General features: G+C 42.9%; 13 protein-coding genes. 5 read left to right on the forward strand and 8 right to left on the reverse strand.

What is annotated here, in order from left to right:
• Window positions 1-129: 129 nt before the first annotated feature.
• A complete protein-coding gene (locus B9T16_RS18285) occupies window positions 130-1,755 on the reverse strand; it encodes an alpha/beta hydrolase (RefSeq protein WP_410245419.1) in 1,626 nt (541 codons plus the stop codon).
• Between the two features lie 96 nt (window positions 1,756-1,851).
• Here B9T16_RS18285 and panB point away from each other — a divergent pair, with 96 nt between their 5' ends.
• From panB to B9T16_RS18305, 4 genes are read left to right on the forward strand one after another with little or no spacing between them, the layout of a single operon-like run.
• Complete coding sequence (gene panB / locus B9T16_RS18290) at window positions 1,852-2,628, forward strand: 3-methyl-2-oxobutanoate hydroxymethyltransferase (RefSeq protein ID WP_317269155.1); 777 nt, start codon at window positions 1,852-1,854, stop codon at window positions 2,626-2,628.
• Window positions 2,628-3,245 carry a flavin prenyltransferase UbiX gene (locus B9T16_RS18295; RefSeq protein ID WP_006616375.1) on the forward strand — a complete coding sequence of 206 codons (618 nt, stop codon included), beginning with the start codon at window positions 2,628-2,630 and terminating at the stop codon, window positions 3,243-3,245. The genes panB and B9T16_RS18295 overlap by 1 nt, the downstream gene beginning before the upstream one ends.
• A gap of 55 nt (window positions 3,246-3,300) precedes the next feature.
• Window positions 3,301-4,200, forward strand: a complete 900-nt coding sequence (locus tag B9T16_RS18300; protein ID WP_035736617.1) for a hypothetical protein — start codon at window positions 3,301-3,303, stop codon at window positions 4,198-4,200.
• 46 nt (window positions 4,201-4,246) lie between these two features.
• Window positions 4,247-4,801: a shikimate kinase gene (locus tag B9T16_RS18305; RefSeq protein WP_014275924.1), complete on the forward strand. Its 555-nt coding sequence runs from the start codon at window positions 4,247-4,249 to the stop codon at window positions 4,799-4,801.
• 690 nt (window positions 4,802-5,491) lie between these two features.
• Here the strand turns inward: B9T16_RS18305 and recQ are convergent.
• The 4 genes from recQ to B9T16_RS18325 all read right to left on the reverse strand — a co-directional run bounded on the left by recQ (window position 5,492) and on the right by B9T16_RS18325 (window position 10,098).
• The gene (gene recQ, locus B9T16_RS18310; RefSeq protein WP_006618402.1) at window positions 5,492-7,711 is read right to left on the reverse strand and encodes a DNA helicase RecQ; all 2,220 of its coding nucleotides are present in this window, start codon (window positions 7,709-7,711) and stop codon (window positions 5,492-5,494) included.
• Window positions 7,712-7,866: 155 nt separating this feature from the next.
• Window positions 7,867-8,661, reverse strand: a complete 795-nt coding sequence (locus B9T16_RS18315) for a pentapeptide repeat-containing protein (protein WP_410245420.1) — start codon at window positions 8,659-8,661, stop codon at window positions 7,867-7,869.
• 16 nt (window positions 8,662-8,677) lie between these two features.
• Window positions 8,678-9,319 (reverse strand): BMC domain-containing protein, encoded by a 642-nt coding sequence (locus tag B9T16_RS18320; RefSeq protein ID WP_006618400.1) that lies wholly within the window; start codon window positions 9,317-9,319, stop codon window positions 8,678-8,680.
• A 119-nt stretch (window positions 9,320-9,438) separates the two neighbouring features.
• The gene (locus tag B9T16_RS18325) at window positions 9,439-10,098 is read right to left on the reverse strand and encodes a lysozyme inhibitor LprI family protein (protein WP_006618399.1); all 660 of its coding nucleotides are present in this window, start codon (window positions 10,096-10,098) and stop codon (window positions 9,439-9,441) included.
• Between the two features lie 276 nt (window positions 10,099-10,374).
• On the opposite strand from B9T16_RS18325, the gene B9T16_RS18330 reads away from it, so the two are divergent.
• Window positions 10,375-11,595, forward strand: coding sequence for a CapA family protein (locus B9T16_RS18330; protein ID WP_006618398.1), 1,221 nt, complete (start codon window positions 10,375-10,377; stop codon window positions 11,593-11,595).
• 28 nt (window positions 11,596-11,623) lie between these two features.
• Here the strand turns inward: B9T16_RS18330 and B9T16_RS18335 are convergent, their stop codons facing one another.
• The 3 genes from B9T16_RS18335 to pth all read right to left on the reverse strand — a co-directional run.
• On the reverse strand, window positions 11,624-11,896 hold the full coding sequence (locus tag B9T16_RS18335; RefSeq protein WP_006618397.1) for a DUF3146 family protein: 273 nt from the start codon (window positions 11,894-11,896) through the stop codon (window positions 11,624-11,626).
• Between the two features lie 58 nt (window positions 11,897-11,954).
• Window positions 11,955-13,082 carry an RNA-guided endonuclease InsQ/TnpB family protein gene (locus B9T16_RS18340; protein ID WP_006618396.1) on the reverse strand — a complete coding sequence of 376 codons (1,128 nt, stop codon included), beginning with the start codon at window positions 13,080-13,082 and terminating at the stop codon, window positions 11,955-11,957.
• A 195-nt stretch (window positions 13,083-13,277) separates the two neighbouring features.
• Window positions 13,278-13,851: aminoacyl-tRNA hydrolase (gene pth, locus B9T16_RS18345; RefSeq protein ID WP_410245421.1), on the reverse strand; the 574-nt coding region annotated here is incomplete at its 5' end.

Here is a 13,851-nt window from a genome sequence, read left to right on the forward strand (position 1 = left end):
TGTTGGGTTTCACCCAACCTACTGGCTTTTGTTGGGTTTTACTGTATTTTTGCACAGATTTCCATTATTTGATAATAAGTCAAGTTCCAGGATTTGTCAAGGGTAAATATATATATATATTATGTGATTTTACCTAACTCTTAGCCTCTGGTCGGGAGTGGGTAATATCAAATGGATAGGATAAGCAGCATTACTGATATGGATAGTATATGCGGCTTGTAAATATTGCTGATATTCAGGATTATTAGTTATGTGGGTTTGGAAAAATGCCACACTTAGACTGTTAACATATCCCCGAGAAATTTCTGTGGCTGGACGGGTCAAACCTCCTAGGTTGGGTATGGCTTCAGCCGTATATTGATTCATATCAAAAAAGTGACTATCCTTTTCTTTAAAGACTAAATATCGATGGGAATTATTTAACCAATTAAAAGCTGGTATTTGTTCTAATATGGCTGGTGCTAATATATCCAAGCCACTGGCTACCATCATCACCGGAATGGCGATTTTATTGATACTTGCTTCTCCTAATATACTGCTATTGATGGGGTTAATCAGCAAAATCGCATTAACTCTTTCATCTCGCAAGTTGATGTCTGTTTCCGGTAATTCTAGGGCGCGACACTGGAGAAATAGGGAAGGATTAAGGGAAAAATTGTCTTGATTGCAGTCAATGTTGAGTTGTGCAAAATTCAGCGGCGCACCTCCTAAAACTAAAGCGGTATAACCTCCGAGAGAATGTCCGATTACTCCCACATTTTCCAGGTTTAGGCGATTGGTTAAATCTCCACGATTTAAGGCTTCCAGATAGTCTATTACTTGGGAAATGTCAAGGGGTCTGTCTATAAATTCTCGCGGATTAAACATATCTGAGACTTTCCCAATTAACAAGTCTTGGAATTGCTGAAAATCACTACCAGTGTGCTGAGGAATAGCTACCGCAAAACCATAGGAGGCTAAATGGCGGGCGAGGGATTCAAACCGACTGCGGTCTGAGGCTAAACCATGAGATATGATTAAAGTGGGTATATTACTATCAGTAATTTCCGGGAGGTACAAATCAAAATCAAATTGGCGATCGCCACTTGAATCACTAATGGTAAAGGTGGATTTAGAACTTGGGATTTCTCCGATTTTTCGTAAGTCTAGCCATTGACTAAAATCAAGATTTCCAGCACTTTGAGCCTGAGAATATGCCAGTTTTTTGACATCTGCAATTGTGGTATTAGTTGAATCAATTAAAGTTGCCAGATTAGTTAATGCTTGTAAAGCCTCATTGAGGTTCACATAAATACTAGGACTAGGAAACTCTCTGATCATATCAATGAGGGTAAATCCTTCAGGGAGACTACTCGCTGATACGAGAGCATTTCGGATCGCCTCTGCGCCATTAGCATCGGGTTCAGTTTCAAGAATATCTCCCACCTGAATTAAAAAATCTGCCACCATAGGAGAACTCAATAAATGGCTAATTTCCGCATCACTAAACTGATAGCGTCTCCCCAATATTTCCCGGACTTGTGCCTGAATTTTAGGAATTAATAAATTGGCGACATTATCTAAACTTTGATTTTCGGAATTATTCAGCTTACTTTCGAGATAACTTTCTAAAACATCGACAGGGATAGAAAAATCTCTATTTCCGATGGAAAAACGTAAAAACTCAGCGGCTTGAGTGGGGGTGGCTGTCCAGACCAGGGTTGATAACCCTACACTCAGCAATTGGAGACCAAGTATTATATAATTTGTCTGCATTAATATTTCCAGTGTTTAACTTAGGATGAAATAGTTGATCAGTTTTTGATAAAATCAAGACTCTGCAACTTGTAATCCCTAAACCTACAAACAATTATGGCAGTAACCACCCAACAATTAATCGATTGGAAACAGCAGGGACATCAAATTACCATGTTAACTGCTTATGAGTATGCGATCGCCAAAATTATCGACCAAGCAGGTATTGATATTATTCTAGTAGGTGATTCCCTAGCCATGGTGGGTTTAGGCTACCAAACCACCCTACCACTAACCCTTGAGGAAATGTTGCACCACGCCAAAGCAGTGCGTCGGGCCGTGGTAAGATCCCTGTTGGTAGTGGATTTACCATTTTTGACCTACCAGGAAAGTCCCCAACAGGCGATTCATTCAGCCGGACGGATATTGAAAGAAACAGGAGCATCGGCGGTAAAGTTAGAAGGGGGCTATGATGAGATGGCTAATACGGTCAGCGCCTTGGTGAAAGTAGGTATTCCAGTTATGGGTCATGTCGGCTTAACTCCCCAGTCTGTACATCAACTGGGAGGGTATCGCCAACAGGGGAAAACCATAGACGCAGCACAACGCATTTTATCAGAAGCGATCGCCTTACAACAAGCGGGGGCTTTTGCTATAGTCTTGGAACATATCCCCAAGGACTTGGCGGCGGAAATTACCCAACAACTAACCATTCCCACCATTGGTATTGGCGCGGGTCCCCACTGCGACGGACAAGTGCTGGTAACCTCTGATATATTGGGGTTAACCCCCTGGCAACCACCATTTGCCAAAAAATACGCCAACCTACACGATACCATTACCAACGCCGTGACACAATTCTGCACAGAAGTTCAAGAGGGGAAGTTTCCCTAATGACCACCCCAACCAGACCGTTGATTATTGGCGTTTCCGGTGCTTCAGGACTTATTTATGCCGTCCGCGCCTTAAAATACCTCCTGCAAGCCAACTATGCTATCGAATTGGTGGCTTCTAAGTCTTCCTACATGGTATGGCAAGCTGAGAATAATTTGCAAATGCCTGGAGATAGCGATCGCCAGGAATTATTTTGGCGACAGCAGGCTGGGGTGGAAACTGGGGGAAAACTGCGTTGTCATCCCTGGCAGGATGTAGGGGCTAATATTGCTAGTGGTTCCTTTCGGACTATCGGTATGATCGTGATTCCCTGTAGTATGAGTACAGTGGCTAAAATTGCCCAAGGTCTGAGTTCCGATTTACTCGAACGGGCGGCAGATGTACAATTAAAAGAAGGTAGAAAATTGGTAATTGTACCACGGGAAACTCCCCTAAGTCTTATCCATCTGCGAAATTTGACTACTTTAGCAGAAGCAGGTGCGCGCATTGTCCCGGCTATCCCCGCTTGGTATCATCATCCCCAAACTATTGAGGATTTGGTAGATTTTGTCGTAGCGCGAACCCTAGATCAATTTGAAATTGATTGTGTACCTTTGCGTAGGTGGAAACCCGATTAATTCTGAGGGGAGTTGCTAATTATTTATTGACATTTTCAATGGGGTTATTTAGGTGATGTCTGGAAAAAGTGCGATCGCTATTTTGATTATAGTCGGTGGTTTGGTATTGTTAACTATACAAAATCTTTCCCCCGCCATATCTTTAGTATTTTTGGGTATGCAATTACCCACCTTACCCCTGTCAGTATGGCTACTAATTTTTCTGTTCATCGGTATATTAACCTCTCTGATGATTGCCAGTTTATTCCAACTCTCTTACACCCCCTCTCCGTCACGTCCTAAAGCCAGTAAAAAACCTATACAACCATCCCCCCAACCTAACCCACCTGATGCACAAATCCCTCCGTCACCACAAGCCGATGATTCAGAGTGGGATAATTTGCAATCCGAACTAGAATTAGAACCCGAAAATCAACCGCCTATCCCTACCTCCAAAAATAAATCCCCCAAAACTCACAAAAATAGTGATGATTGGGAAACCGAAGTCCGCAAAGTTAGCGATAGTTGGGATGAAAATGATAGCGATCGCCAAAATGAACCAGAAACCCCACCCGTTAGACAAACTACCCCCAAACCATCAGAATCAGAATCCTGGAATAAACGCAATATCAATCCCTTAAACTCTCCTAATACTGATGAAGATTGGGATAATTTACCTCCCCATAATGCACCAACCACCCCCACGCCTCCACCCCCAGAAAACACCCCCACCACCACTCCCACACCCCCAGAAACCACCGGAAAAACCTTTGAAGTACAGCAACAACCTCAAAAAGAATCCTGGTCAGGTTCCGTCTATTCCTTCAATTATAAAGACGGTCAAAATTCCGGTGCTGGTCGTACCGAATCGGTGTATGATGCAGACTATCGTCTAATTAACCCACCTTCTCCCCCTACCAAAATTCAATCTGATGAGGAAGATTGGGGTTTTGATGATGAGGATGAAATCGGTTAAAATTATCTGGCTAGTTATTATCAGTTGTGCGCTTTTTGATTGTCTTATGGTTTTAGAACAAATACAAGGAATTAACATCTATTTAATTGGTATGATGGGCGCTGGAAAATCTACCGTTGGGGAGATATTGGCTAATCGATTAAGCTATAAGTTTTTTGATACCGATGTTTTGATTAGTCAAGTTTCGGGACAAGCCATTCCAGAAATTTTTTCCACCCAGGGAGAGGAAGAATTTAGGAACTTAGAATCTCAAGTCCTATCTAGTCTCTGTGCTTATCAACATTTGGTGGTAGCTACTGGGGGAGGGGTTGTTATTAAAAGGATGAATTGGAGTTATTTAAGACATGGTATCATTGTCTGGTTAGATGTCCCAACTCATTGCTTATATGAACGTCTAAAAGGAGACACAACCCGACCTCTCCTACAACACCCAGACCCCCTCACTCGCCTCGATAATATCCTCGAAACTAGGCGACATCTTTATCAACAAGCTGATATTTCTATTACTATCAACGGGAATGAAAAACCCTCAGAAATTGCTGAACAAATTATTACTAAAATCCCTAATATCCTCAAGCAGACTCAACCCAACCTTAATTAATCATGGATAATTGATGATTAATTACCGGGTGGGGTCGGGTGGGTTTATTGATATAGCCGGTTATCCATTAATTGCCGGGTGGGGTCGGGCGGGTTTATTAATATTATCCATTATCCATTAATTGCCGGGTGGGGTTGGGCGGGTTTATTAATATTATCCATTATCCATTAATTGMCGGGTGGGGTTGGGCGGGTTTATTAATATTGTCGCTGAGTCCCATAACTAACTGCGGAACCCGCCCCTACAATTATCCATGATCAATTTATTCATCCCCGACGACTGTTTTTAAAAACCTTCCCCAGCCAGATAATGGATATATGCACAAAGTGGCGTTTTTGTCAAGATAGGTCAAAAAATGGATCGGACTTTAGCCAAAAACTTGTGCATCGTGAATTTAATTTTTTGGTGGGATAATAAATTGAAGTCGGATATAATCAGGGTTGCAGCCTCTATTTTTGCATAACGACATAACAACCCCTTGGGTGCGATTTATTTGAGTGTACCACAACCCCTATAATCTCGTCAACTTTTTGCGAGAGATTTTCAATAAAAATGTATTAATTCTTAACACTTTTTTGAAAATAAAATACTTCTGGCTGTATGAATTAGCAAAACTTATCAAAACCTCACAGAGGAGTCGGGTAGTAGAATGATTAATGGTTGGTTATTTTAGTGATTAGTCTGGAGGAATTAAAACTCAATATCGGGGGAATTTTGCGATCGCCACAAAGCCTGAACTAATCGAATTTCCCCATAATTGTAGGCTTTTCCTAGATATTCATAAATTGGTGTGAGGGGTCCATCTCCCAAAACAGCGATCGCTTCTAAAATCACCTGTTTTCGTTCAGGAGATATCAAAGTATCAATATCGATATCGCCATAATTGTTAGCAATTAAATCCGCCAAATGACCATAAATTGTAGTAGATTTTAAGCCTCTCTGGTCGGCGATTTCCTGGACACTTAAACCCTGCTTAAATAACTCCCAAGTTTGGATAACAGTAGGGGAGACATGATACCACTTAGAGACAGATGATGATGATAAAGTAGTTAATGGCGGTTTAGTAGACTTTAGGGGAATACCTTGTTCGAGACAATATTCATAAATAGCATTTAAGAACTGCTGACCATAAGATTGAGCTTTATAAGTAGTCACCCCAGAAAGTCTCAAGAGAGCCTCTTTAGTTTGGGGACGTTCTCGCGCCATTAACCCCAAAGTCGAATCAGAAAAAATCTTATAGGGAGCAATATCATTTTGGTCAGCGATTTGTTTACGGACTTGGCGAAGATGCTCTAATAACATTTTCACATCCGCCGCCATAGACCAAGTTTGTTGTGGAAGTTGACGATCGCGTACTACCGCAATTTTGACTTCCCGCTGTCTTTTCATCACCTCCCAACTGAGGTTATTTAACTTCAAAATAGAATAGCCATCATTAGTCTGGTCTAACAGTCCTTGATGCAAAAGCGATCGCGCTAACATTTTCCACTCATCAACAGTCCGGTCTCGTCCTATATTATAGGTGGAAAGTTTATCATGTCCCCTACTCAAAACCCTTTGATTTTTAGAACCCCGTAACACATCAATAATATAACTCATCCCAAACCTTTCCCGACACCGCGCCACACAGGATAGAAACTTCATCGCTTCCAGCGTCCAATCTTCTATAGGTCGTTCATGGCAACAATTATCACAGCCGTCACAATTACCGGGAAATTCCTCTCCAAAATAGCGAAGTTGAATGCGGTGGCGACACTCAGTAGACTCCGCATAATCAATCACCTGTCGCAACTGTTGGCGCGCAATTCTTTGTTCATCAACATCAGGTTTTTGCTCAATCAAATATTCAATAGTTTTCATATCCCCATAACTAAAAAATAGCAGACATTGAGCCGGTTGTCCATCCCGTCCAGCGCGTCCTGACTCTTGATAATAGTTTTCCAAACTTTTCGGCAAATCGTAGTGTATAACAAACCGAACATCTGGCTTATCTATACCCATACCGAAGGCGATAGTAGCCACGATAATTCGCACATCATCTCGAATAAAACGGGTATGACTTTCTAGGCGATCGCTATCCGCCATTCCCGCATGATAGGGGAGGGCGGGGATATTATTATGTTGTAATTGTAATGCGACTTCTTCCACCCTTTTCCGACTGGAACAGTAAATAATTCCTGAACCGGACATAGATTCAATGGCTTTTAATAGTTGAGTGAACCGTTTTTTAGGTTGTTTAGGAATCACCTGATAGTAGAGATTTGAACGGTAGAAACTCGCCACATGAACATAAGGTTGTTTGAGGACAATTTGTCGAATTATATCAAATCTGACCCGTTCGGTAGCCGTAGCAGTGAGAGCGATCGCCGGGACGTGGGGATAACGTGATCGCACCTGTTGAATTTGTCGATATTCTGGTCTAAAATCGTGACCCCAATCCGAGACACAATGGGCTTCATCAATTACCAAAGTTGATATTCCCAATTCCGCATCAATGCGATCTAAAAACCCTAAAAACTGAGGAGATAGTAACCTTTCTGGTGCTACATAAAGCAGCTTAATTTTACCTTGTAGAATAGCAAACTCTCGCTGACGCGCTTGATTCAAATCAACCGTACTATTCAGAAATGTCGCCTCAATACCATTATTTTTTAGCGCTTCTACCTGGTCTTGCATTAACGCGATTAAAGGTGAAACCACCACTGTCAGACCGGGTTTCAGCAGGGCGGGAAGTTGAAAGCACAGGGATTTCCCCCCCCCTGTAGGCATAATTGCCAGTACATCCCGCTTTTGCAGCACTTGTTCTATAATCTCCCGTTGTCCTGGTCTAAAGCTATCATAGCCAAAATACTGTTTAAGGCATTGTTGCAGGGATTGAGGTTGGGCTAGATGCGGCGGAAAACCTGACATAACTTGCTGATTCCGTTGACTGCTAAGGTGGACTTATAAGATGGGTTACGGATAATCCTTTAGTTTATCTCATTTTCTGATCACTTGCAGTTGATGATAGGCTGGTGCTTAATTCCCGCCTCCTATTGAGAAACCCGGTTTCTTATGATTTATGATTAATTATAAGGTAGAATAGCATCATCTAAATTCACCTTCTTTAAAATAGCGCCGTTAAGGTTAGCGCCTCGCAAATTCGCACCCCGTAAATCAACCGAGTGTAAAATAGAGCCTTTCAGGTCAGCACCTCGCAAATACGCACCTCTTGCGTCGGTATTTTCCCAAGCAGATTTTCTGAGATTAGCGAATCGTAAATCAGCCCCCATTAGTTGGCAATTATTAAACTTAATCCCCCATAAATAAGACCCATTTAAATGGCTGTTAACCAAGTTAGTATAATGAAAATTCGCTTGATAGCCGATCGCATTTATCAAAACCGCCTCATGGAAATTAGCGTAACTCAAATTAGCCTGATTTAAACTCACCGCCGATAAATTCGCCCTCGTAAAATTCCCCCGTCTTAGGTTTGCGCCATTCAGATTAATCCGACGGGCGATCGCCTCTCGAAATTCCACCCCAATTAAATTAGCATTTCCCAAATCCGCATCAGTCAAATTCCCATCACATAAATTAGCCCCCAGTAAAACCGCCCCTTGTAAATTCGCCCCTTCCAAATCACAACCTTCCAGGTTTGMACCTGCTAAATCAGCCCCCATTAAATTAGCCAACCTCAACTTAGCACCCCTTAAATTAGCGCCATGAAGATTAGCCCCAGCCAAATTAACCCCTTCCAGGTGGAAACCAGAGAAATTAGCCTCCTGTAAATCCGGTGCGATCGCCGCATTTTGCCGTCGCCAAAACTCCCATTTCACCACACCCCGCCTCAAGATTGCTAATTGTTCAATATTAGCCATAATAACCCCCTATTCCTTACTCCTTACTTTCAACAAATAAGGTATCGCGACCATAAACATTAGCGATCGCATTTAAAGCCGCCGCCGACCCTGCCAAAATATCCTGTTCATTTCCACCCAGATACAAACGTCCAAAACTCCCCACCGCTTGCACCTGTAGAATATTAATTAAAGCCGCCTTTTCCGCTTCATTCGCAGCCAAAGCAGCATAAGCCGCTGGTTGCACCTCTAAAACATATAAAGTTTGTTTAGCCAGCAACAACTGTCCCCGGCGAGTCCGATTAATCAATTGTGCCTGATGAGGGTCAATATTGCGAATAATTTGACTAGAGACCACACGCGGCTTGAGGCGATCGCTTTCTTGTACCCCCAAAGCATCCAAAATCGCCCTACCCGCCGTTAACGTATCTCCCTGGCGGCTAGAGTGAATTTCCAACAAACCATACAACCTTTCCACAAACTGAACACCAGGACGCACAGCCGTAGACTTCAAAGCCACATCAGTAATGCGGTTAATCTCAATTCCCGGTGAAATTTCAATCCACAGCGACGCATCCCCAGGTAACGGCAAAAACCCCAACGATACCGTCCCAATATAGGCAGCGTGTTGGGGCTGTAAATTGTCCAGATAAACATAACTTCGCAGTTCTACACCCAAAGTCAAACCTCTTTCCGAGTTCCTCCCCACATCAAGAATAGGAAAACCCCCTGATGTGAAGATGTCAAGCCTAACCATTGTACCCCTTCGCGTCACACAAAAGTTAGGCTCACAACCATCTACCTGAGAATATCCATGTTGCTAATCAGTAATTCCTGGCGGGTTTTTCCACAGGGTTCAATGCTTTCGCAGTCGTTAACATTTTGCAGTGAATATTTTAGGGAAACCTGACGATTGATGAATTGATTAGCCTTAGCACAAATATCGAAAGTTGCCCCTAAGTGGTGTTCCCGGTTCATCTGATCTTTAAGGGTCACATAGCACATAATGTCCCCCTGAACGATATTAGTAACTTGTCCCACTTGGAGTTGATCATTGCTGGCTCGTTGTGCTATATATCCCTGTAATTCAGCCGTGCGATTCGTGGTCATCTTAGTGAGACAGTTGGTGAACAGCAGACCCTCTAAAGTCCCCCCCAACGCTTCCGCAGATTCAAATCTACAATTCGTGTCGCGGAATTGAATCCAAGCCCGTTGTGCTGCAATCAGGCGCTGTCTTTCCTCCCCTTGCACTTTTGGGGTCAGTTGTTGGTAAACTTCATTCAGTTTGCGATCGGCTGCTCGATAGTCATCATCAGCACATTTTTTCATTTCCATCATTGAACCATTACGGTTACACTGTATCCCCTGTGCTACATGAGTTTCCGCAACTTCTGAGTTAGTAGCGCCAGGGAAAGCCAGGAAAGCAGCAAAGATAGCGGTAGCAATTTTGTCAAGCATAGTAGGTAGGTGCTAGTGAATTGGTGAACTTGTATGTAAACTATCCTTTCTGACTACAGATATCAGCTTCAAAAGTGCCACCTTCTTAACTGGTGGCATTTTTCCTGACCTTTCCCCCTTCTTGGCGCTGAAATTCTCTCTGTAGTCATAACAACTTCTGAAACTGCCACATCGGTGGTAGGAATTATCTATAATCAATGCCCCTCACCGGATCATAGTTGATATGCTATCTTAGCTGTCAACGTGCTTTCTACTTACTCCATCGATCTCCACGATATGAATATATGTAAAGTTTTGCCTCAAAAATTGCTCACCCTGATTTCTGGTAGTTTGTTTCTCGTAATTATGGGCTGCGATATCCTACCCAGCGCTAGGGTTGAACCCATAGACCCAGAGAAACTCACCGCTTTAACCAAACCCCCCAAACCCTATACCCAGTCAGCTTTATTAATTGCCGTTGGCGATATTATGATGCACGGACCACAAATTAGGTCCGGTTATAATCCCAGCACAAACACTTATAATTATGACCCTTTTTTTACGGAAGTTAGCGACATTCTCCAAACCGGAGATTGGGTAATTGGGAACTTAGAAACTACCCTAGCAGGTTCAGCAACCGGATATACAGGTTATCCCTTATTTAATGCACCGGATACCCTCGCAGATGCCCTGAAAAATGCCGGATTTAATATTTTAACCACAGCTAACAATCACTCCCTAGACCGTCGCGAAGCTGGTTTATTAAAAACTCTGGAAAATGTCAGAAGTCGGGGCTTGGTTCCCGTTGGTACAGCCGCCTCCCAGGAGGAAGCAGACACCATTACTGTGATTGAAAAGAATGATATATCAATGGCGTTTTTTGCCTATACCTACGGCACTAATGGCATTCCTATCCCTAGGGGAAAGGATTATTTAGTTAACTTAATTGATGAAGCGAAAATCATCCAAGATATTCAGAAAGCGCGAGAATTAGGAGTTGATATAGTTACTGTGGCTTTGCATTTTGGCACGGAATATCAACGCCAGCCGAATGCTGAACAAAAACGACTGGTCGCCAGTTTGGTTAATGCGGGTGCGGATATTATTTTAGGGAGTCATCCCCATGTGGTTCAACCCTATCAAATTTTTGATATCACTGAGGAAGATGGTACTATCCGCCAAGCTGTGGCTATTTACTCAATGGGTAATTTTATTTCTAATCAGCGGGGAAATTATCGGGATGTGGGAGTTATTTTTAAGGTGAGAATTAACAAGAATTTTCCTGATAAAACCATAGAAATTGCTGAGGTGATAGCTTTACCCACTTGGGTACATCGATATTCACTTCATGGGAAACTGAATTATCGTATTTTGCCTTTAGAATCGTTGTTAAATACTCAGGACGACCCTCTACTAACTAGCCGTGATTATTCTCAACTAGCCAGATATTTGGAGGAAATGAATCGCCATCTTGCTTCGTTACTACCGACATCTTCTCTGGTGGGTCAGAACCGTTAAACAGGGATAATCACGGGATAAATGACTATCAAAACTTGGCGCGAATGGTAAAAGAATAATCGCCGCCTGGTTCAAGTTTATAGTCCCACTTTTCCAGAAATCGCCCTAGGGGTTCTTGGATTAAGGCGCGACCCTGGGAGGGTCGAATTACTAAGGTTTTACGTTGTCTAAATCGCCATTGAAACTGCCATACATAGTCGCCGGCGCTGACATCTCCTTCGAGAATACCAGACTGCCAGGACTGACGGGTAATGCGGATATGGGCATTGGTTTCGGGTAAAGGACCTCTAGCATGAGTCACTAGCAACCTGCTGCTCTATAAAACTTAAACAAAACCGGACATAGCCGGATATTGATGTTTATTTCTTGCTTCGTCCGGGACTGTCGGCAGCACCCCGTCCACAAGTGTAATCGTCGGAACCCGGCGATTTTTCTAAATTTATACTGGCGTTCAAATCTCTATCAATCTTCAGGCCACAGTTCTGACATTCAAAAGTCCGACGGACTAGGGGCATTTTTTGACGATAACCGCAATTAGAACACAGTTGACTGGATGGATAAAATCTATCGGCAATAATCAACTTTGAACCATAACGTTCTGCCTTGTAACCGAGTTGACGACGGAACTGATAAAATGAAGCATCAGCGATAGAACCCGCCAAACAATGATTTTTCAGCATTCCAGACACATTCAAATCTTCAATGACTACTTGGCTGTGGTTTTTAGCCAAAAAAGTAGTTATTTTATGAATCGTGTCACCGCGAATATTAGCGACTCTTTGATGTAGCTTTTGAACTTTTAAGAGACATTTGGCCCGATTTTTTGAGCCTTTGACTTTGCGACTTAAATGGCGTTGTAATCTGGCTAGTTTTTTGGTCGCTGCTTTATAAGCCTTGGGATTAGAGAATTGGGTCCCATCGGAGCAAGTCGCCAAATTGTTAATTCCTAGGTCAACCCCGATTCTCTCTCGGAATTTCGGTGTGATTTCTGGTGTGGTTTCTACAAAAAAGCTCATATACCAGTCACCTGCTTGGCGCGTTATAGTGACTTTCTTAACTAGACTGGGTGGTAGAGCCTCAAATGTAGAAACCCAGCTCACAAAAGGCAGCTTATGGCGAGTTCCTGACAGATTGAATGGCTTTCCGGAATTGTCAAGCGTCAAACTATCATGGTAGCCTTTCTTCTTAAATTTAGGATAACTGCTTATTCCCTTGAAGAAGCGCTTAAAGGCATCCCCTAGATTAATGAAGGCATATTGATAAACTTTAGAAGACAATTCAGACATCCAAGGATATTGAGGTTTCACATAATTCGTAAAAACCTTTTTAATGGAGTTGATATTAGGCTTGAGTCCCTCTTCATAAGCTGACATCCATAAGTGTAATCCCCAATTAAACACGAACCGAGCATACCCCGCGTGTTTGGCCATCAAGGTAGCTTGACGGTCATTGAGTTTTAGTTTTGTCCGGAAAGCTTTGTAAGGCATGATTTGATTTTACCATGAATCCGACTTTATGAGTATGTCGTCAGGGAAATTTGGCATGGTCTGGGGTTTGACCGTATATTCATTATTGAGTTGCGAATCTTTTTGGGTATTGTACCTTATTGTCCTAAGATGTAAAGCAAATCTTGGATTAAATTCTTGCTCCTGGGATAATGCCGGAAATTCAGATTCTGGACATTAGTCAACACTGCGACTATTGTAGAGGCTCATAGCTTTTTCTACTCCATCTTCTAGGGCTAATTCTATGGCTTCTAATACCTGTTGTAACAGTTTATCCATAGTCTGGCGCTCATTAGGGGGAAATTTACCCAGGACGTGGGAGATGGTTTCTCGATCGCTGCTACTGGCTGGGGGTTGGGGTTTATCAATTCCTAGGCGGAGGCGAGGGAAATTTTGAGTCCCTAAATGAGCGATCGCCGATTTCATGCCATTATGTCCCCCAGCGGAACCGGACAGCCGCAGGCGCAGCCGTCCTACTGGTAAATCCATGTCATCATAAATCACTAACACGGATTCCGGGGGGAGTTTGTACCAGTCCACCACAGACCGAATAGCTTGACCTGACCGATTCATGTAAGTTAAGGGTTTCAGGAGGTACAGCTTGTTATGCGATCGCATCTTAGCCTCACCAAATACCCCCTGAAATCGACGGTTTTCCGATAGGTTAGCCCCCCACTTGTCAGCCAAGAAATCGACGGCTTCAAAGCCAATATTGTGGCGGGTACGGTCATATTTTGACCCCGGATTTCCT

It is taken from the genome of Arthrospira sp. PCC 8006 (assembly GCF_046480465.1).
Lineage (GTDB): Bacteria > Cyanobacteriota > Cyanobacteriia > Cyanobacteriales > Microcoleaceae > Limnospira > Limnospira platensis.